The sequence below is a fragment of the Paraburkholderia bryophila genome (genome assembly GCF_013409255.1).
Lineage (GTDB): Bacteria > Pseudomonadota > Gammaproteobacteria > Burkholderiales > Burkholderiaceae > Paraburkholderia.
The window spans coordinates 3,048,838-3,068,866 of record NZ_JACCAS010000002.1; the positions used below are offsets into that span (position 1 = coordinate 3,048,838).

Sequence of the window (20,029 nt, forward strand, 5' to 3'; positions counted from 1 at the left end):
GCGCGCTTGCGGCGATAAAAGCACAACGAGGTCGGCGCCTGCGGCGTCCGACCTCGTCAATAAGCGCATGCATCATGCGCTAGTGTGGAGCGCGCTGAAGATCAGTGCTTGCGCAACGGATGATCCTTCAGCAGCCACGCCAACGCGAAGGCCAGCACGACCACGCACGCAGCCGACAGATACACCGTATGCAACGCGCCGGCGAACGCCTGCAGATAATCTTCGCGTAATGCGGCGGGTAACTGATGGATCACAGCGGGCCCGAGTGCGTGCGGCAATTCGGTGTCGGGCGGCATCAGTTTTTCGAGGCGCGCGGCGAGACCGTTTGAGAACACCGCGCCGAACGCGGCGACTCCGATCGAGCCGCCGATCGAGCGGAACAACGTCGCGCCGGAGGTGGCCACGCCCATGTGTTTGAACTCGACCGTGTTCTGCACGGCGAGAATCAGCACCTGCATCACCATGCCGAGACCGCAGCCGAGAATGCCCATGTCGATATACATCACATGAATCGGCGTGTCGATCTGCAGGCGGGCGAGCAACATCATGGCGACGGCCGCGAGCAGGGTGCCCATGATCGGAAAGATGCGGTACTTGCCGATCTTGCTGATGATGCGGCCGGTCACCATCGACATCACGAACAGGCCGCCCATCATCGGCAGCATCTGCATGCCGGCTTGCGTCGGCGTCGAGCTTTTGACCACCTGCAGATAGAGCGGCAGGAACGTCACCGACCCGAACAGCGAGACGCCGATGACGAAGCCGATCAGGCTGCTCAGCAAAAACGTGCGTTGTTTGAAAAGTTCGAGCGGCATGATCGGTTCGACCGCGGTGCGCTCTTCGTGAATGAAGCCCCAGATCGACACGAGCCCGATGCCCAGCGTGAACCACAATTGCGGCGACGACCACGGCAGAATCGTGCCGCCCTGGCTCGTGAACAGGATGATGCAGGTGAGCGCACCAGCGAGAAACGCGGCGCCCATGTAGTCGATGGTGTGCTTCACGTGGCGCACATGCGGCTTGAAGACCGCGCCGATCACGGCGAGCGAGATGATGCCGAGCGGCAGGTTGATGTAGAAAATCCAGCGCCACGACAGGTGCTCGACAAGAAAGCCGCCGAGCAGCGGTCCGATCACCGTTGCCAAACCGAACACGCCGCCGAATACGCCCTGAAAGCGGCCGCGTTCGGCCGGCGGAATCACGTCGCCGATCGCTGCCATCGTCACGACCAGCAGACCGCCGCCGCCGAGTCCCTGCAGCGCGCGCAGCACGATCAGTTGAGTCATGTTCTGCGCGACGCCGCACAGCGCGGAGCCGACGAGGAACACGACGATCGCCGTCTGCAGCACGATCTTGCGGCCGAACAGGTCGCCGAATTTGCCGTACAAGGGCACGACGATGGTCGAGCTGAGCAGGTAGGCGGTTACCACCCACGACAGATTGTTGAGCCCGCCGAGTTCGCCGACGATGGTCGGCAGCGCGGTCGAGACGATCGTCTGATCGAGCGCCGCGAGCAGCATCACCAGCAGCAGCGCCGGAAACAACAGGCGGATCGGCGGATGATCGGCCGCTCGCGGACCCACTGGCGCTGGGCTGGGCGTCAGGTCGGCCGATTGAAGGGTGGTGGGTTGTTCCATGGGGTGACTGTATTGAAATTAATTAACTTGGAGATTAATATAGGAGACATCATAGCAGCCGTCAAATTGAATGCAATGGCAAGGATTCCGTCAGATAAGCAGGAAGCGAAAGGGGCGCTGCAGCCCGCACGGCGCCCGGGCCGTCCGTCAGGCACCGCGCGCGGCCCGGCGCAGCGCAGCCGCCTGCTCGACGCCGCGCTCGTGCTGTTCGCGCGGCAGGGCATCGTCGACACCACGCTCGGGGAAATTGCCCGCGAGGCGGGTTTCACGCCGGCCATGATGCATTACTACTTCAAGACCCGCGATCAACTGCTCGACGTGCTCATCGACGAACGCTTCGCGCCGTTGCGCGCGGGTCTCGGCGTGCCGTTTCAGGAGAATCCCGACGATCCGGTCGCCGCGATCACGCAACTCGCGCGTCGGATCGTGCAGGTAGCGAGCGATTACCCGTGGTTCCCGTCGCTGTGGGTGCGCGAAGTGATCAGCGACGGCGGTCTGCTGCGTCAGCGCATGCAGGAGCGGTTCGGCAACACGCATCAGAAAGCGTCACTGGCGGCGATCGCGCGCTGGCAGGAGGAAGGCCGTCTGAACGCGGGGCTGGAGCCCGCGCTCGTGTTCGTCACATTGCTGGGATTGACGATTCTGCCGCTGGCGGCGTCGAAGATGTGGCGCAACGATCCTGTGCGCAGCAAGATCGGCGGCGAGGAGATTGCGCGGCATGCGGTCGCGCTGCTGGTGCAAGGGATCGGTCCGCAGAAAGCGGAGTGAGTTGTTGCGGGCTTTGTTGAGTGGGCCGCTCGGGCAAAGTAATCAAGCCACTCGCACTACCGCGCCCGTCGCGGCACGCTACGTGCTACCACTTGTGTGAAAGTGAACGCCGCGCGCAACCGGGAAGCGCGAGGGCGTCGCAGAAGAACAGGAGTGGCGGAACGGACGCCGTGCCGGAAACGCCGTGCTGACGGAGTTGGCACGCGTCGCCGTGGCGGATCGGAAGTGCCGGCATCGGTCTGCCGGAATAGCGGTGCCGAAAGCCGGTTTTTCATTGGCGTGCAATTTTGGCGCGTTACTGTGCGCGCGAGTGGACTGGGTCGGCATGATTCAATCGTCGATCTGCCTGAAACTCGGCGCGCGAAATCGAGTCGGAACCATGAACAGCGACACCGCAGCCGCACGAATCGGCGGCACGCAGCAGAACGATACATTGGCCACGTCTGACGGCCTAACCGGTTTTTTAGAGCAACAACAGAAAATGAACGGAGCATTGAGACTCGATCAGGCCACGATCGTGCTCGTCGAAGACGACCCGGATAGCCGGGAGTCGTTGACCTTGTTACTCGAAGCAGAGGGCGCGAAGGTCTGCGCCGTCGCGGATGCGGAAGAGGGCGTCGAAGCGGCCTTGCGGCTGTTGCCCGATGCCGTGGTCTGCGACCTCGATTTGCCGGCCATGGACGGTTTCTACCTGATCCAGCGGCTGCGCGATCACGAGATTCGCGGCGATCACGCGCCTTCGGTGGCGGTGGCGCTCACGGGTCACACCGACGAAGCCTACCGCTTGCGCAGCATCGGCGAGGGCTTCCAGCATTTCATGACCAAGCCCGCTTTACCCGACGATCTCGTGACGCTGCTGCACGACGCGATCGACGCGCGCGCGGCAGGTTGAACAGGTTCGTGGCGGGTTGATCGACGGTTGCCGTTTCGGCGTGTCGAGGCAGTGAGGGCCGTGAAGTCCGCGAGGATCGGAAAGGGCGCGCTATTTAGCGGCAACCACCACCGCTGAACCCGCCGCCGCTTCCGCTTCCGCCGCCTGGCACGCGGAACACAATCCCTTCAATTCGATTTCATCGCTGGCGAGGCGGTAGCCCGCGTCTTCGATCTGCGCGACGAGTGCCTGCCTCAGCTTCGGCTGATGCAGTTCGGTCACGTTGCCGCACTGCTGGCAGACCACGAGAATGCCGTGCTGGCACTGCGTCAGATCGTGGCACACCGTGAAGGCGTTGATCGATTCGATCCGATGCACGAGCCCGGCGGTCAGCAGGAAATCCAGCGCCCGGTACACCGTGGGCGGCGCCGAGCCCGGATGGATCTGGCGCATGTCGTCGAGCAGCGAATAGGCCTTGGTGGCGCGGCCGGAATTCAGCAGCAATTCAAGCACTTTGCGGCGAATCGGCGTGAGTTTTTCGCCGCGTTCGCGGCAGTATTCGTCCGCGAGCGTCAGCGCGGCTTCCTGCGAAACGCCGTGCGTGTGCCCCGGTTCATGGGCATGCGCAGGAGCGGCGGAGGTGGCTTTGGCGGCGAGCTTGGCGGTCTTCATAGGTCGATTATAAAGGCCAGCGCGCCGCGCTGTGCTGGGTGCTCGCGATGTGCCCGGCGTCGCGCTCAGGCGAAGCGAGCCGGCCAACGTCGGCCGGCCCGTAGCCGTCAAGCGACGGCCCGCAGCTCAGCAGCTCAGGTCAGCGGAAAATCAATGTACTTTTTGAAACCCGTGCGCGTCGCAAGACGCGAATACCAGCGTTCCAGATTCGGCAGCGGCGGGCGCTCCACGCCGTCGAGCCCGAACCAGCGTTTCGCGTACGCGCCGATCACGATATCGGCCAGCGTGAACTTCTCGCCTTCGAGGAAAAAGCGCGCTTGCAGATGGTTGTCCAGCATGCGCCACAGCGCGGTGACCGCGGCGAAGTCGGTGGCGAGTTTGGCGCTGTCGCGCTCGGCCGCCGGGGTGCGCACGAGCGCCCAGAACACCGGACGCTCAGCGGGCTGCAGCGTGGACAACGACCAATCGAGCCAACGATCGACACTCGCGCGGACTCTCGGCTCGGCCGGATACAGCAGGCTCGCTTCGCCGTATTGCAGCACCAGATAACGCAGAATCGCGTTCGATTCCCACAGCACGAAGTCGTCGTCGACCAGCGTCGGAATCTTGCCGGTCGGGTTCATCGCGAGATAGTCGGCCTCATTGTTGCGGCCGAATTGCAGACCCGCGTCGATGCGCTCGTACGGCAGCACCAGTTCATCGCAACACCACAACACCTTCTGGACGTTAACCGAGTTGGTGCGTCCCCAGATCGTAATCATCCGGTCAATCCTTTTCTTGGCAAAGTTGGCAAGCCGCGCCGGCTGCGCGGCGTTCAGCCGGTAACGATACACGATGCGCGCGCCTTTGCGGAGTGCGGGCAAAGCCGTTCGGCAATCCCCACGCGTTGCGTACAATGGCCGCTCCCGAATACGACGAGGCACCGCATGGCCCGCATTGTCCCCGACGACTGGAAGAGCCTCGCCGCCACCGGCGCGGCGGCCCGCGAACGCGAGACCCTCGCGCTGCTGGAAACGGCGCTGTCCGATGACTACACCGTTTATCACGGCGTGCACTGGACGCGCTTGAACCAGAACTTTTCGGTGTTCGGCGAGGCCGACTTCGTGATCGTCAGCCCGGCCGGACGCGTGATGATCGTCGAACAGAAAACGGGGTTTCTGCGCGAGACGTCGAAAGGCCTCGTCAAGGTGCATCTGCAGACCGAGCGCAATGTGGCGATCGCGCTCGCGCACACTGTCGAGGGATTGCACCGGCGTCTCACCGCGGCGTTCGGCGCAGGCACCTATTTCGTCGAGGAACTGCTGTACTGCCCGGATCATGTTGTCAAAGACACGTCGATTGCCGGCGTGAATCCCGCGCGTATCGTCGACGCGACGCGCAAGGACCGGCTCGCGGCAGTGATTCGCGAGGCGTTGCCGGTGGACGAAGCGCGTCTCGCCTGCGCCCCGAAGATCCATCACTTTCTCGCCGACGAACTCGCGCTCACGCCCGACGCGAGCGCGCTGGTCGGCCAGGCGGGCACGCTCGTCACGCGCCTCGCGGGCGGTCTCGCCACCTGGGCGCGGCGGCTCGAGTTCACGCCGTTCCGCCTGCGCGTGATCGGCACGGCCGGTTCCGGCAAGACGCAACTCGCGGTGCAGGTCATGAAAGACGCGGTGGCGCGCGGGCAGCGGCCGTTGTACGTGTGCTTCAACCGGCCGCTGGCGGACCACATCGTGCGGGTCGCGCCGCCCGAGGCGAAGGTGGCGAACTATCACCAGTTGTGCGACTGGATTGCTCGCGACGCCGGTCGCGAGCCGGACTTCCAGGCCGGCGACGTGTTCAATCAGCTCGAAACGACTTTCGCCGCCACGCCGATCGACGCGCGCTGGCAATTCGACGTGCTGATCGTCGACGAAGGCCAGGACTTCCAGCAGCCGTGGGTGGCCGCGCTCGAACGCCTGCTGCGTCCCGGCGCCGCGTGGTGGTGGCTCGAAGATCCGCTGCAGAATCTCTACATGCGTGAACCGGTGGCGCTGCCCGGCTGGACCACGCTGAAAGAAACCACCAATTACCGCAGTCCGCGCGACATTCTCGACTATGTGCGCGAGGTGGTCGGCGGCTCGGTGCCGGTCGCGGCGGCGCTCGCGTCGGGCAGTCCGTTCGACGGCTCCGACATCTCGCTATCGGTCTACGACGAAGCGAACGCCGCCGAAGGCAGCGTCGACGCCACCAAGCGCGCGATCACCCAGGCGTTGTCGCTCGGCTTTCGCAAACAGGACATCGTGGTGCTGTCGTTTCGCGGCCGCGAAGGGTCGGCGATGACCGCGCTGGATCATCTCGGCCCGCACCGGCTGCGCAGTTTCACCGGCAAATACGATCTGTTCGGCAACCCGGAGTACCGCGAAGGCGACGTGCTGTTCGAGTCGATCTATCGCTTCAAGGGGCAGGCGGCGCCGTGCGTGATTTTCACCGAGGTCGACTTCGACACCTTCGACGAGCGGATCGCGCGCAAGCTGTTCGTCGGCGCAACACGCGCGACGATGAAGCTGATCATGGTCGCCTCGCAGCGAGCCGCGCGGCATCTGCGCTTGCGCGACGGTAAGGAAGCCCGGGACACCAGGGACGCGCGCGCGAGCTAGCTCAGTGCCACGCGCGCGCACCGACCAGCAGGCCGGTTTGCGTCTGCGCGTCCCACCAGATCACGCGCAGCAACGGTGCTTGTTGTGCGATCAACAATGCCTGCACCGGATCGCTCTCGACAAAATGCGTGACGCCGCCGCGCAACGCGGCGGCGGCCTTATGAGCGGCGGCGCCGGCGGGACTTTCGTCGTGCGTGCCGGGCGTGCGCATGACCAGTTGCAGATGTCCGAAACCGTGCCGCTCCAACCACACCTCGGTGCGCGCGCGGTCCAGCTCCGGTCGCCCGGTGATGATCGTGCGAACGCGTTGCAGATCGATAGTCGGCAGCACGTCGAACGGCAGCAGCGCGTCGCGTTCAGCGAGCGCGGCGGCCAGGTCTTCATCGTAGCGGGCGAGCGGCACGTCGGGCAGCAGAATGCCGTCGAGGTCGATCGCGTACGTCGCATATTCGTGGTCTTCCGCCATCGCGGGGGCTGCGCCGGCTTCGACGCGCGCCCAGTCGTCGCGATAACGCTCGGTGTACGCCTGGCGCTCCCACGGAAACAGCGCAAAGTAGCCGCGTGCGTCGATCGCGTAGTCGGGTTGCGTGCGGCTCAGGTCGTCCACCGCGCCGGTCAGCGTCCTGACGTCGAGGCCATGTTGCTGCAGAAACGCGATGCAGTCCGTCAGCGTGAAACCGCGTCCCGCGATGTCCTCGCATAACAGCACGCGCGAACCCGTGGGCGGGATCGGCAGCGTCGAATCCCACGCCACTGTGCGCGACTGCCGGTCGTAGCGCAAAAACGCCACCGGCGTGCCGACCGCATGCGACACCATCAACGCAAGCGGCGCACCGCCGCGCAGAATGCCGATCGCGAGCATGAAACGCTCCGCCAGCAAGGCGGGTTGCAACGACTCGATCCAGTGATCGAGCTGTTCGTACGTCAAGGGCAAAACCGGCTTGTTCATGACTCTTTGTGGGCGCTGTAGAGCGCATGTGGGACGAGCGTCTCCGAGGCGATTCGGCGTCCGGTGTCAAGCGCAGCGGCGGGGCCTCGTTTTTGAGACAGAGAATTTTGGCGATATTATGCATGCGGTTCAGAGATCGCGTGTCGGGGTGACGCGCGTCACCGGCAGGCGTGGCGCGACGGCGCGGCCACGGCCGGGCAGAGGGGCGGCCGGTTTCCGACCAGGAACTGAACCGGCATGGCGCCGCAGAGCGCCTCTCGCAAGAAACAGATAACGGAATAGAAAAACAGATGACCAAGGCAATCGCAACGGCGCAGGGCAGAACCGCCGTCCAGAGAATCACGCAGAGCAGCGCACGCATCGGCGCATGCTGGGCGACCGGCCTGATACTCGCGCTGGCCGCATCGGGTGCGCATGCGCAACCGCCATCCGCGCCATCCGCGTCATCGGTGCCGTTAACGCTCGACGTGACGGGCAAGATCGGCAAGACTACCGATGCTGCGCACCGCGTGTATCACTTCACGGAGGCGCAACTGCTCGCGCTGCCGGTCCACTCGATCACCACCGCCACCACATGGACGTCGCGCTCCACCTTCACAGGACCGTTGCTGGCGGATATTCTGAAGACGGTCGGCGCGACCGGCAGCGAAGTCGAGATCCATACGCTCGACGACTATACCTACAGCGTGCCGGTGTCCGACTGCGATCGCTACGGCGTGGTCGTTGCGTACAGCATGAACGGCCGGCGCCTGAAGATCAGCGACTTCGGGCCGCTGTTTCTCATCTATCCGCGCGATGCGTTTCCCGATGAACTCACGGGCGCCTCGGGCGATTCGAAATTCGTATGGCAGATCAAGGCACTCATCGTCAAATAGTGCGCCGTCCGTGGCGCCGTGTTCTTTACGTGCTGATCTGGCTGACCGCGCTCGCGGCGCCGGCCGGCGCGATCGGCTACCTGCTGTATGCGAACCTGCTGAACCCGCGCACCACCGAGCAATTGACCGGCACGTACGACGGCTTCTACTGGGACGCCGCGCAACTGCAAATCGCCTACGCTCGTTTCGAGAACCAGTTGCTCCTGTATCAATCGGGTGTCGACGACGACTATCAGCGGCTGGTGCTGCGCTATCAGTTGCTGCAATCGAAGCTGCACGTGATGGCCGGCTCGACGCGCCGGCTGACCACGCAACTGACACTGCTGCAACGCCAGCTCGACGAAATCAGGTCGCTCGATCGTGTGCTCGCCGACTTTCAGCCTGAAGTCGAGGCGTTGCAGACGGACCGCACTCAAGCCAATCAGATCGTCGCCGAATTGCGCGAGCATTGGAACGAGGTCAACGATCTCGCACTGAGCCGGCGCTTCGCCGACGTCGCCGATCGCGAAGCGATGAACCGCGATTTCATCGACAAACGCCGCATGCTGTTCGCCGGTGGGATGTTGCTGCTGTTGCTGTCGGCGGCCGCGACGCTGTTGCTGGTGCTCAACGGCCGGCGCCGCACGCGTCTGATGCATCAGCAGCACGCGGCGCTCGAGGCGGAACATCAGGCGAGCCGCGCGGCGCGCGAGGCGAGTCTCGCGAAAGACGCGTTCCTCGGCATGATCAGCCACGAACTGCGCACGCCGCTGCATGCGATCGTTTCCTCGATCGAACTGCTGGGCTTCAACTATCACTCCGAGGCCGACCGTAAGGTGATCAAGCGGCTCGAAACCGCGGGACGGCATCTCGAAGCGCAGATGAAAGACCTCACCGACTACGCGCGCCTGGGCGCCGGCAAGCTCGAATTGCGTCATGAGCATTTCGAGCCGCGCGAGCTGCTGGCGTCGATTATCGACGAGCATGCCATGTCGGCCGAGGCGCGCGGCCTGCGGCTCGAAAGCGAGGTGAGCGGCATGAGCGGTCTGGTCGATTCCGATCCGCACCGCATCCGCCAGATCGTCAACAACCTGGTCACCAACGCGATCCGCTATACCGAGAGCGGCACCGTGCGCGTGCAATTGAAACGGCGGCCGGCGGTGCTGGTCTTCGTCGTCTGCGATACCGGGCCGGGCGTGCCGCAAGCGCAGATTCCGCTGATCTTCCAGGAGTTCACGCAACTGGACGGCTCGCGCACGCGTCGCTTCGAAGGGGCGGGCATGGGGCTGACCATCGTGCAAGGGCTGGTGAAACTGTTCGGCGGCACGGTCGACGTGGCGAGCACGGTCGGCGAGGGCACTACTTTCACCGTGACGATTCCGGTCACGGCGGTTGCCGCGGCCGAGCCGCCGGGCGTGCCGGCGCACACCGAGCCGGGCGGCGCGCATCCCTGCGTGCTGATCGTCGACGACAACCGGCTGATTCGCGAGTCGCTCAGCGAAATGGTCGCGCATATGGGGTTCGACGCGCACGCGGTCGGCAACGCCGACGCCGCGCTCGCCTGGCTCGACGCACGCCGCTGCGACGTGGTGCTGCTCGATCTGCATATGCCGGAGCGCGACGGCTACACGTTTCTGGCGGACTTCGCGGGGAGGAGCGGACCGTCGTCGGGGGTGCCGGTGATCGTGGTCAGCGCGTATGCGCCGGAGCCGGAAGAAAGGGGAAAAGCGGGAGAAGAAGCGGGGGGAGAAGCCGGTGTGCAACCGTTCTTCGAAGCGTTATTAAAGCCAGTACATTACGAAGATCTGCGCCACGCGTTGCAGCGTGCGTTGGCGTCGCGGCATATGGTGTGAAGCGGCGCTGCCGGGGCGCGAAGTGGCGGTGGGCATCAACCTGAGCGCGCACCTTCAGCCGGCCGGCGGCGCTTTCAGCGCTACGGGCGGTTACGGACGGTTAAGCCGCTTGGACAGATCGGCGACCAGGATCGCCATGCGCGCGGGCTTTTCGTAGCACGCGACGTCGTAATTGCGGATCACCTGGCTGATCTCCGATTCGCTGGCCTTGCCGGTCAGCAACTCGCCGGTCAGCACGAAGATCGGCGCGTCCGGATTTTCCGACGCGCGTATCGCGCGAATCGCCGCCGCCGAAGTCTGCGAGCCGAACAGCCAGTCGATCACCACGCCGTCGAACACCTGCGTTTGCAGTTGCTCGGTGAACGCCGCGAGTCCGTAGATCGCGACCGCCGTGAAGCCGCTGCGCTCCAGATAGTCGCGCAGGTTGTCGGCGCTGGCCTGATCGTCGTCGACCACCGCGATGGCCGGTTTGTCGGTCTCGGCGCGGCGCGGATAGATCTCGATCTTGTGGACTTCGTACGCGCTTTGATACAGCGTGCCGTCGTGCCGCGCCACGCGCCATTGGCCGAGCCGCGAATAAGCGACGAATTCCGGACGGCTGCCCGCTTCGAGCGCGGCGCCCACCCAGGCGGTGCACGCCAGTTCGATCGCGCCGATGCTGAAGAGGGCTTCCTGGGCGATCGCGCCGACCATGCCCGGATCGAGCGATTGCGCGCCGAACAGTTGCGCGGCCGGTTCGCCGTACACCTCGGCGACCTTCTTGATCTGCGACAAGGTCCAGGGACTGTTGCCGCGCAGCTTGCGGTGCCCCTGGGAAAAACTCAGATCGAGAATCCGGCACAGCTCCGTGGTTTGTTGGCGCTTGCCGATTCCGTGACGGCTCATCAACTCGCGCACGCGCTCGGCGACTGCGATGGAGTCAGGTGAGTGTGTTTCGTTGGCCATACTGCGTGAGAATCCCCGTCTTGAAGGGTGCTGTGGAGTGCGGCCCGACAGGTGCAAGGTGTCCATGCACATTCAATGTGCATGGACCCGTCCACTTGAGGGACAGCAAATGTACCGTAAAAAGTTTCGCGGTCTGTGTTTTTGTGTGGCTGCCGTAAGGTCCGTCTGCGCGCGAGTCGAAACGGATCGGTACAACGGCTGTTTATGCAATATGAATCAAGTTCATTTTACCGATTAAACCGTTCCGCATCCGTAGAGAAATAACTCGGGTACCTCTTTGGGCGCGGCATTGGCGTGATCTGAAGGTGATACACGGGACAAAACTCGCGTGGCCGCGTCCGGTGCGCCGGGACCGGTACGCGCGCCACTTCTCGCCAATTTATGCCAACTTGCGCCGCACGGGCAGCTTCCCGCTAATTTATGTCGCCGACATTTTCTCGAGCTTGGCTGCCGAGCTTTTCAGGCCTTTGAAAATCCGTTCGGCGACCTTGGCGGGAAAGCGCTCGGGCAATTCGGCCGAGACCCGCTCGATCACCTCCGGCGTCTGCGCGATCAGGCGCTGGATCAGCGGTTCGGCGTCGGCGCCGTACGAGCATTTCAGCGCCATGGTGTTGAAGTGGCGTCGCTGCACGTCGCGAAAGGCGTCGTGTTTGTTGCGCGACCACATGGCCATGGCGAGCCTGGCCTTGTACCAGGACCACTGATTCGGGCCGCTGCCTTCCACCGGCCAGATCGACATCACGTCGTAAAGCGGCGTCAGACGGTACTGGCCGCCTGCCAGCAGGCGAATGCTGAAGTTCTTGGCGTGGCCGTCCGGGGCGGCCAGCATCCAGAACAGAATCTGGCTGGCGAGCAGCGTTTCGATGTCCTGCGAAGGCGTGACCGATTGCTGCAGGATTCGCGCGAGCTCGAGCACGCCCGGGCCGCCGTCGTTTTCGTACTTGCGATGCGACGGCAAGCCGTAGACCTGGCAAAAGTCTTCCTGCGGTAGCCGCAGCAGCCATTGCCCGCTCGAATGCGGTTGGCGGTCGAAGCGTTCGACGCTCAGCACCCGCTGCTTGCCGAACGTCATGATTTCCGTGTTCGCGACCGGTAGTCCGTAGGCGCGCAGAATCCGCAAACAGAGCCATTCGTTTTCCACCGACGTGGTGAGATCGGCGAGCTTGTTGCCGACCAGTCCGAGCGGCAGCTTGAAAATGTGCGTGGTGGGCGTGGCGCCGTGCGGGCGCTGCCATTTGCCGTCGTGCCAGAGCAGGGCGGTTTTTTCCTGCGCGCCGGCGAGCGAGATGCGGAAGTCGTCGGTTTCGTCGGCGGCGCCGGGCGCGGGGTTGCTCACCGTGCGCGCCAGCATGGCCTCGATCTCGGCGTCCGACAACGGCGTGCCCTCGATCCGGTCGACGCCGGCGGGCGTGTCGTCTTCGGCGAGCAGTTGGACCGCGCCCACGCAATCGCGGCCGATGGCTTGCAGCAGGTCGAAGGCGTCCAGCGTGTCGGTTCGATAGCGCTGGGCGATCCGCTTTCTGATTGCCTCGCTGTCGGGCAACAGGTTGTCGAAATAGTTGAGGACGCGCGGGCCTTTGAGCGACAGATTGCCGGGCAGGAACAGCAGCGACAACGACAACGGGCGGCCGGCGGGCGAGGCGACCCACGCGGGGTCGTACTCGAACTCCATCGGGCCGCGCGTGGGCAGGCGCCAGACGCCGACCCGCTCGCCATTGGCCCACACGGACAACGCGCGTGAATAGGTTCGACGGCCCATGCTCACCACTCGATCAGCGGCACCGGCTCGACCGCCGGTGGGGTTTTGTCGCTGAGTTGCAATTGCAGGCCATAGACGCCGCATAGCGCCAGCAATTGCTCGAGGGTGAGCGCGGCGGCGTCGGTTTCCAATGCCGAGAGGCGGCTTTGGCTGATGCCGACGCGCGCCGCCGCTTCAGCCTGCGTGAGGCCGGCTTGCCGCCGGCTGGCGGCAAGCAGTTGGGCCATCTGGTCCGGTTTGGCGATGAAATGGAGCATGGCAAATTATCCGCGAGACGAATAAATGCAGTTTATGCGTCTCATGGATATTTGGCAAATATGCGTGAGACGAATATTCGCCAAATATCTGTTTAACGAATAAAATCCAAATATCTGTCTGGCAAATAAACGTCGCGTGCGGCAAATCCCCTATCTCATTCGCAGAGGCCGACCGCTCAACCGGGCATCGGCGTCATGATCGGGCCCGTTTTCTGCTGGGAGCGTTTCACCGACCTTTGCGATACGGAGCTGACATGATGAATCGAACCCACGCCCCGCGACTCACCGCCGCTCGACTCTACGCCCTGTGCGCCGCCGGACTTTTGGCCGTCGCGGCCGCCGCCCCGGCGAACGCCGCCAGCCGCGACGAACAGAGCAAGGCCTGTCGCGGCGATGCGATGCATTTCTGCGCCGCCGAGATTCCCAACGAAGACAAGATCACCGCCTGCATGAAGCAGCACGTCGACGAACTCAGCCCGGCCTGCCGCGCGATGTTCAAGGGCGGCAAGAAGGGCGGCGCGAAAGACACCACGCAGTGACGCCGAGGCGTTGCGGCGGCAACCCTTTGCCACGCGCACGCGATCCGTCCCCACCGCGCACCGGGGCATCGTAGAATCGTTCGTTCTCGATTCCCGGAGCCGCCGCGTGCCCGCCCAGCCGAACCCGCCGCCACGCCAGCCGCGTTTTCGCCTGCCTCGCCGTGCTCGCACGCCGTGGCAGGCGCCGCGCGCCCGCACGCTGTTCACGCGACCCGCCGCGTCGCCGCAGCGGGTGCTGCTGCAACGTATCTATCTCGTCGCGGGTCTGTGCGTGCTGGCCTTCGCCGACCGCGACGGCCTGCGCGACGCCAACCGAAAAGTGCTCGGCATCGTCGATCTGATGTACTTCACGATGGTCACCGTCGCGACCGTCGGCTATGGCGACATCGTGCCGGTGACCGCTCGCGCGCGGCTCATCGACGCGTTTTTTATCGTGCCGATCCGCATCGTCATCTGGTTCGTGTTTCTCGGCACCGCCTATCAGTTCGTCATTCAACGCGTCATCGAGGAATTCAGAATGAAACGCCTGCAAAAACAACTGAACGACCATGTGGTGATTTGCGGCTATGGGTTGAGCGGTTCGGTCGCGGTGCGCGAGTTGCTGGAAAGCGGTTTCGCGGCCGAATCGATCGTCGTGATCGATCCGCAGCAGGCGGCGCTCGAAGCGGCCACGGCACTGGGCGTGGCGGGGCTGCTCGGCGATCCGTCGCGCGAGGATCTGTTGCAGCAGGCGCAGGTGCGGCTCGCCAAGGCGGTCATCATTGCCGTCGCCGACGACGCCATCGCGATCCTGCTCACGCTGACCGTGCGCAGCATTGCGCCGCAGACCAAAATCGTCGCGCGCATCCAGGAGCAGACCTATCAGCGTCAACTGCGTCAGGCCGGCGCGGACGTGATCGTGTCGTCGACCAAGATCGGCGGCCTGCTGCTGGCCGACGCGGTGGACAGCGATTACATCGTGCCGTTCATCAACGACCTGCTGTCCACGCGCGGCCGCGTCAATCTGCTCGAGCGGGAGGCGACCACGCAGGAAGTCGGCCGCTGGAGCAATGCGCTGCCGGGTGCGGTGGTGGTCGGCCTGGTGCGCGCCGGCCGTGTGCTGTCGTTCTACGAAGACGAGCCGTGCCAGATCGAGGCCGGTGACCTGCTGATGGTGATCCAGTCGTCGCGTCATCCGGGCGAAGCGGCCGCCGCCTGCTAGCCGGGCAGAGCGGTCGCGCGGCACGCAGGTTTATGACCGGGCACACTGGAGACGTTGCTGAACCCGCTGCACGGATTGACGGTTTTCTGTTGCGCTGAATCCGGACTCACACTTTCGCAAGGATTGGAACTACCCGCTCATGACCCGCCCCACCACGCAGATTTTCGACGCCACCGCCACCGCGCAACTGATTCCCTACGCCAGTCTCGTCGACGCCTTGAAGCGCGCGAGCCTCGACTACGCGAGGCAGCGAATCGCGAGCCCCGAACGGCTCGTCGTGCCGCTCAACGAAGGCGGCATCATGCTGTCGATGCCGGCCACCGCGCCCGATCTGGCGATTCATAAACTGGTCAACGTGTGCGCGAGCAACCGCACGCGCGAACTGCCGACGATCCACGGGCAGGTGATGGCCTTCGACGCCGATACCGGCGAAACGCTGTTCATTCTCGACGGCCCGACGGTGACCGGACGCCGCACGGCGGCGATGTCGATGCTGGGCGTCGAGACGTTCGACGCGAGCACGCCGCGCGAATTCCTGCTGATCGGCACCGGCACGCAGGCGCTCAACCATCTGGAGGCGATCGGCCAGCTTTATCCGGACGCGCGCGTCTGGGTGAAGGGCAGCGCACCTGAGCGCGCTGCGGCGTTTTGCGCCGCGTATGGCGAGAAAATGCAGGGCAACCTGCAGGGCAAGGTCAGCGAGTTGCAACCGTTGTTGACGGAACCCGACGCACCGATTCCCACTTCGATCGATGTCGTGATCGCGCTGACCACCAGCAAGCGAGCGGTGTACGACGAACCGGCGCGCGCTGGACGGCTGGTGATCGGCGTCGGCGCTTTTACGCCGGCCATGGTCGAGATCGGCGCGCACACCCTATCGGGCAGCGCGCTCTACGTCGACGATCCGGCCGGCGCGAAGCACGAAGCCGGCGATTTCATCCAGGCGGGCGTGGATTGGGCGGTGGTGCGCGGGATTGCTTCAGTGGTGGACGAGTCGGCGTCACGCCCAGCGGAAAAACCAGTTGTTTTCAAAACGGTCGGCTGCGCGGCGTGGGATCTCGCGGCCTGCCGCGTGGCGCGCGAGGCACTGTCCGGCGTTTAAAAACACCCAAGACGCGCCGGCGAAAATTCCTGAAAACGCGAAAAAGGCCTGCAAAACAGGCCTTTAACATGCGGGGTTGGCATATTGCGCCAAGCTGGGGCAGATGTTGCCGTGCAAACAATCTCAAAACGTTGCACCATAGGCGTTTGCCAGAAAAAAGTGCCGGTCCGCCGGCGCTCGCACTTCGCCTCAGGCTTTTTTCTGCCCCTTGACCGACGCCTCATCCCTCTCGACGCTGCGACCGCGCTATGACGACCCACCACGCTACTGCCACTCCTGACTTGCCGCTCGACATGATCATCTTCGGCGGCACCGGCGACCTGTCGTTCCGCAAGCTGCTGCCCGCGCTCTACATGGCGCATCTGCACTGCAATCTGCCGCCGGAAACGCGCATCCTCACGATCGGCCGCAAGCCCTGGTCGCGCGAGGAGTACATCAACGAATTCATGGAGTTGAAGGCCAAGCCGTTCATCGAAAAGAAGGCCTTCGACGCCGCCGCCTGGGACAAATTCCTCGCGCTGTTCGAGTACGTGCGCATGGACGTCGACTCGGCCGAAGACTATCAGCGTCTGAAAGAAAGCTCGCGCGAAGGCGTGCGCCGCGTGTTCTATCTCGCGACCTCGCCGGATCTGTTCACGAACATCTGCGACAACCTGGCCACGGCCGGGCTGATCGACGGCAATTCGCGCGTCGTGCTCGAAAAGCCGCTGGGCCACGATCTGGCGTCCGCGCAGGAAATCAACACGGCGGTCGGCAAGCATTTCAACGAAGCGCAGATTTACCGGATCGACCACTACCTCGGCAAGGAAACGGTGCAGAACCTGATGGTGCTGCGCTTCGGCAATCCGATTTTCGGGCCGCTGTGGCAGGCGCCGTACATCAAGAGCGTGCAGATCACGGTGGCGGAGACGGTCGGCGTGGGCACGCGCGCGGGCTTCTATGACAAGACCGGCGCGCTGCGCGACATGGTGCAGAACCACCTGTTGCAACTGCTGTGCATCGTCGCCATGGAACCGCCGGTTTCGCTCGACCCGGACGCGGTCCGCGACGAAAAACTCAAGGTGCTGCGCTCGCTGCGTCCCATGACCGCCGAAGATATCGCTCGCGACACCGTGCGCGGCCAATACACCGCGGGCGCGGTAGATGGCGAGGCGGTGAAGGGCTATCTCGAGGAAGAAAACGTGCCGGCCGGCAGCCGCGCCGAAACCTTCGTCGCGTTGCGCGCGCATATCAACAACTGGCGCTGGGCTCACGTGCCGTTCTTCCTGCGTACCGGCAAACGGATGCAGAAGAAGGTGTCGGAGATCGTCATCGAGTTCTCCGAACTGCCGTTCTCGATCTTTCCGAGCGGCGGGCGCAACTACGGCAACAAACTCGTGATCCAGTTGCAGCCGGAAGAATCGATCCAGTTGCAGGTGCTCGCGAAAGAGCCGGGCAGCGGCATGCACATGCTGCCGGTGAATCTGAATCTGGATTTGCAGCAGGCCTTCACCGAGCGTCGCGCGGAAGCGTATGAGCGTTTGCTGATCGACGTGATTCGCGGCCGCCTCACGCACTTCATGCGGCGCGACGAACTGGAAGCCGCATGGGCCTGGGCCGAGCCGATTCTGGAAGGCTGGGGCAAGTCGGGCGAGAAGCCGCGCTCTTATACGGCGGGCACGTTCGGACCGTCCGCATCGACCGCGTTGATGGCACGCGAAAATGGCGTGTGGGCGGAAGAGTCGCAGTAAGCGGTCTTCTGATCTTCTCGCGCAGCATGGAAAAACGGCCCGCATGATGAATGCGGGCCGTTTTTTATTGCCGGGATTTTATGGCCGGCGGCGCGGCATGGTCGATGCCGTCGCGCGCAGCTACGCCGACGCGTTAAGGCAGCGAAATCGTCAGCGTAGCCGATTGCGGGCCGAGCTTGACCACCTGCGAATACGGCGCGAGCGAACGCAACGTCTGATCGCGCAAATACGTGTTCAGCCCTAGATAAGCCAGCAAACCCACCAGCGCGAACACCGCGCCGATCGACCACAACGGCACCTCGCGCTTGAGCCGGTGCGCGACCTGATCGGGCAGTGGCCAATGCGGTGCGAACGGCGCGCGTTTGCCCTTCATATGCGCGATTTCGTCGCCGATACGGGCGGTCAGATACGCAAGCTTCTCGGGCCCTTCGAGCAGGTACTTGCCCTGAAAACCGAGCAGCAGGCACATGTGAAACACTTCGAGCGACTGCAGGCGCGGTGCGCCTTGCGCGCGGCATTCCTCGAGATAGTGGAAGAATTTTTCGCCCGCCAACTGTTCGCCGAACAGCGTCAGTTGGAGCGGCCGGCGTTCCCACTCGGTGCGGATCTTGAAGGTGGACGACAACACCGATTCGTCGATCGCCGCGCAGAACGCAAACTTCGACGCAAAGACGTCGTCCGCCGACGCATTGAGCTTCTTCGCGCCGCGCTCGAAGTCGCCGAGGAACTGCTGGATGCGCTGACTGAACTCATGCGCGTCGCCCGGTTCGCGGCCGTTCTTCAGCAGGAACAGCATGAAGAAGCCGTCGTACAGCAGATCGAGCAGCGAGCGAACCTGATAGCTCGGCTCGCTGGCGGGGGCGGGCGTTGCGGCAGGTGTGCTGCCGCCAAACAGGGAGGGCGCGTAGCTCATGAGGTGACGGCGATCAGTTCGAGTTGAAGATCGTTGATGCCCGATGGCGCGTAGATCATTGCCGATTGAGCCTGCAACATGCGGTCATACAGCGCACCGCGCGATTCGAAGGAGAAGTAGCACGCGCCCGGCCGTACCGGAATGGCGGGCGGCACCTGCGGCGTGTAGACGAGCCGCACGCCCGGCATGGCCGAGAGCACCAGCTTGTCGACGTCGTCCGGCGCGCCGACCTTGAAGCGCGCGGGCACGGCCTCGACGAGTTCGGCGGTCGGCATGTCGGCCGACACGGCAATGTAGAACTGGGTCTTGTCGTCGATCTTGCCCGAGTCGAGACGGCCCGCGTGGAACGACGGGCGAACTTCTTCTAGCGAGATCGCGAAGTAGCGCGTGGAGATCACGGTTTCGAGCAGATCGCGCAGGATCGTGTCGAGACGCGCGAACGCCGGCCCCGGATCGTCATGCCGGTAGGCCGGCAGATCGGACAACGCATAGCCCTTCGAAAACGTCATCAACTGACCGGCGAGGCGCAGCAATTCCTGGAACAGCCGCTCCGGATGCAGCGCCGAATGCTGGTACAGATGCGCGAGCGACGCGAATGCCGCGCTCGCCGTATGCAGTAGCCAGAACGACGCGATGTCGCCGGAACGGAATTCGATGATGTTCTTGGTCGGCTCGCGGTGAAAGCCGTACAGCGCGTTGACCTTGGCCTGCAGCGCGTCGATCAGCTGACGCAGCCGCTGATGCAGCACCGGTGAGGCGTCGATCGCGAGGCAGGGCGGCACGAAGCTGTCGTCGAACTCGAAGCCCGAGGTAGCCGTGCGGCGCACGCGCACAAGCGGCACCGACAGCAACTGGTCGCGCGGCTCGCTATGCGCAATGAGTTTGACGCGGGTCTTCAGGAAGGTGATGTCGGCTTCGGCGGCGTCGGTGAAATGATCGGCCACCGGCGTCTGCTCGCTAACGTAACGCGACACGAAGCCCGCGTTCCGGTCTTGCGAGTAGTTCGCGCCGGTCTCGCGCAGCGGATGCAGCGCGAGGTAAAACGTGAATTCGTTGATGCCGTCGGGCAACGTGTCCAGCGCGATGGGCGGTGGCAGTTCGTCGGCTTGCGGCGCCGAGTAGAGCGCGCCGTCCGGAAACACCAGCGACAGTTCGCTCAGGCGCAGCACGTTGCTGCCGATCGCGTCGCGGTCGAAGCGCGCCGAACGCACGCCCCAGTTGTACGGCTGGATCGCCTGGATCGATTCGAACAGGCGCGCCTCGTGATAGGCGTCCTGACGCTGAAAATGCTGAGGCCTCAGAAACAGGCCTTCCCCCCAGAGCACTTTTGCGGAATAACTCATCTCAAACCTGTTATA

18 protein-coding genes are annotated in these 20,029 nt (G+C 64.1%); 9 read left to right on the forward strand and 9 right to left on the reverse strand.

Annotated elements, in window-relative coordinates; genetic code table 11:
• Window positions 1-101: 101 nt before the first annotated feature.
• Window positions 102-1,637, reverse strand: coding sequence for an MDR family MFS transporter (locus tag GGD40_RS34580; RefSeq protein WP_179709042.1), 1,536 nt, complete (start codon window positions 1,635-1,637; stop codon window positions 102-104).
• Window positions 1,638-1,712: 75 nt separating this feature from the next.
• Between GGD40_RS34580 and GGD40_RS34585 the strand changes: the two genes are divergently transcribed.
• Window positions 1,713-2,405 (forward strand): TetR/AcrR family transcriptional regulator, encoded by a 693-nt coding sequence (locus GGD40_RS34585; RefSeq protein ID WP_179746743.1) that lies wholly within the window; start codon window positions 1,713-1,715, stop codon window positions 2,403-2,405.
• A gap of 379 nt (window positions 2,406-2,784) precedes the next feature.
• On the forward strand, window positions 2,785-3,297 hold the full coding sequence (locus tag GGD40_RS34590) for a response regulator (RefSeq protein ID WP_179709038.1): 513 nt from the start codon (window positions 2,785-2,787) through the stop codon (window positions 3,295-3,297).
• Between the two features lie 90 nt (window positions 3,298-3,387).
• Here GGD40_RS34590 and GGD40_RS34595 read toward each other — a convergent pair whose 3' ends face one another.
• Together GGD40_RS34595 and GGD40_RS34600 are read right to left on the reverse strand one after the other, a co-directional pair.
• Entirely contained in the window at window positions 3,388-3,948 is a 561-nt protein-coding gene (locus tag GGD40_RS34595; RefSeq protein WP_179746744.1) for a Fur family transcriptional regulator, read from the reverse strand.
• A 134-nt stretch (window positions 3,949-4,082) separates the two neighbouring features.
• Window positions 4,083-4,709, reverse strand: coding sequence for a glutathione S-transferase family protein (locus tag GGD40_RS34600; protein ID WP_179746745.1), 627 nt, complete (start codon window positions 4,707-4,709; stop codon window positions 4,083-4,085).
• A 165-nt stretch (window positions 4,710-4,874) separates the two neighbouring features.
• Between GGD40_RS34600 and GGD40_RS34605 the strand changes: the two genes are divergently transcribed.
• Window positions 4,875-6,569, forward strand: coding sequence for an ATP-binding domain-containing protein (locus GGD40_RS34605; protein ID WP_179746746.1), 1,695 nt, complete (start codon window positions 4,875-4,877; stop codon window positions 6,567-6,569).
• Between the two features lies 1 nt (window position 6,570).
• Here the strand turns inward: GGD40_RS34605 and GGD40_RS34610 are convergent, their stop codons facing one another.
• Complete coding sequence (locus GGD40_RS34610) at window positions 6,571-7,518, reverse strand: phosphoribosyltransferase (RefSeq protein WP_179746747.1); 948 nt, start codon at window positions 7,516-7,518, stop codon at window positions 6,571-6,573.
• A gap of 290 nt (window positions 7,519-7,808) precedes the next feature.
• Between GGD40_RS34610 and GGD40_RS34615 the strand changes: the two genes are divergently transcribed.
• Window positions 7,809-8,393 carry a molybdopterin-dependent oxidoreductase gene (locus GGD40_RS34615; RefSeq protein ID WP_179746748.1) on the forward strand — a complete coding sequence of 195 codons (585 nt, stop codon included), beginning with the start codon at window positions 7,809-7,811 and terminating at the stop codon, window positions 8,391-8,393.
• On the forward strand, window positions 8,363-10,225 hold the full coding sequence (locus tag GGD40_RS34620) for an ATP-binding response regulator (RefSeq protein WP_179746749.1): 1,863 nt from the start codon (window positions 8,363-8,365) through the stop codon (window positions 10,223-10,225). Before GGD40_RS34615 ends, GGD40_RS34620 begins: the two co-directional genes overlap by 31 nt.
• 90 nt (window positions 10,226-10,315) lie before the next feature.
• Here the strand turns inward: GGD40_RS34620 and GGD40_RS34625 are convergent, their stop codons facing one another.
• From GGD40_RS34625 to GGD40_RS34635, 3 genes are all read right to left on the reverse strand, one after another.
• Window positions 10,316-11,170 carry a helix-turn-helix domain-containing protein gene (locus GGD40_RS34625; protein WP_179709025.1) on the reverse strand — a complete coding sequence of 285 codons (855 nt, stop codon included), beginning with the start codon at window positions 11,168-11,170 and terminating at the stop codon, window positions 10,316-10,318.
• A 418-nt stretch (window positions 11,171-11,588) separates the two neighbouring features.
• The gene (locus GGD40_RS34630) at window positions 11,589-12,929 is read right to left on the reverse strand and encodes a type II toxin-antitoxin system HipA family toxin (RefSeq protein ID WP_179709023.1); all 1,341 of its coding nucleotides are present in this window, start codon (window positions 12,927-12,929) and stop codon (window positions 11,589-11,591) included.
• A gap of 2 nt (window positions 12,930-12,931) precedes the next feature.
• The gene (locus tag GGD40_RS34635) at window positions 12,932-13,186 is read right to left on the reverse strand and encodes a helix-turn-helix domain-containing protein (RefSeq protein WP_179709021.1); all 255 of its coding nucleotides are present in this window, start codon (window positions 13,184-13,186) and stop codon (window positions 12,932-12,934) included.
• A gap of 257 nt (window positions 13,187-13,443) precedes the next feature.
• On the opposite strand from GGD40_RS34635, the gene GGD40_RS34640 reads away from it, so the two are divergent.
• The 4 genes from GGD40_RS34640 to zwf all read left to right on the forward strand — a co-directional run bounded on the left by GGD40_RS34640 (window position 13,444) and on the right by zwf (window position 17,758).
• Window positions 13,444-13,725, forward strand: coding sequence for a hypothetical protein (locus GGD40_RS34640; RefSeq protein WP_179713842.1), 282 nt, complete (start codon window positions 13,444-13,446; stop codon window positions 13,723-13,725).
• A 106-nt stretch (window positions 13,726-13,831) separates the two neighbouring features.
• Window positions 13,832-14,926 carry a potassium channel family protein gene (locus tag GGD40_RS34645; RefSeq protein WP_179746750.1) on the forward strand — a complete coding sequence of 365 codons (1,095 nt, stop codon included), beginning with the start codon at window positions 13,832-13,834 and terminating at the stop codon, window positions 14,924-14,926.
• A gap of 139 nt (window positions 14,927-15,065) precedes the next feature.
• Window positions 15,066-16,028: a bifunctional Delta(1)-pyrroline-2-carboxylate/Delta(1)-piperideine-2-carboxylate reductase gene (gene lhpI, locus GGD40_RS34650; RefSeq protein ID WP_179746751.1), complete on the forward strand. Its 963-nt coding sequence runs from the start codon at window positions 15,066-15,068 to the stop codon at window positions 16,026-16,028.
• Between the two features lie 248 nt (window positions 16,029-16,276).
• Entirely contained in the window at window positions 16,277-17,758 is a 1,482-nt protein-coding gene (gene zwf, locus GGD40_RS34655) for a glucose-6-phosphate dehydrogenase (protein ID WP_179709017.1), read from the forward strand.
• Window positions 17,759-17,891: 133 nt separating this feature from the next.
• Here zwf and icmH read toward each other — a convergent pair whose 3' ends face one another.
• Window positions 17,892-18,671, reverse strand: a complete 780-nt coding sequence (gene icmH / locus GGD40_RS34660) for a type IVB secretion system protein IcmH/DotU (RefSeq protein WP_179746752.1) — start codon at window positions 18,669-18,671, stop codon at window positions 17,892-17,894.
• Window positions 18,668-20,014: a type VI secretion system baseplate subunit TssK gene (gene tssK / locus GGD40_RS34665; RefSeq protein ID WP_179709013.1), complete on the reverse strand. Its 1,347-nt coding sequence runs from the start codon at window positions 20,012-20,014 to the stop codon at window positions 18,668-18,670. The genes icmH and tssK overlap by 4 nt, the downstream gene beginning before the upstream one ends.
• Between the last annotated feature and the right edge of the window lie 15 nt (window positions 20,015-20,029).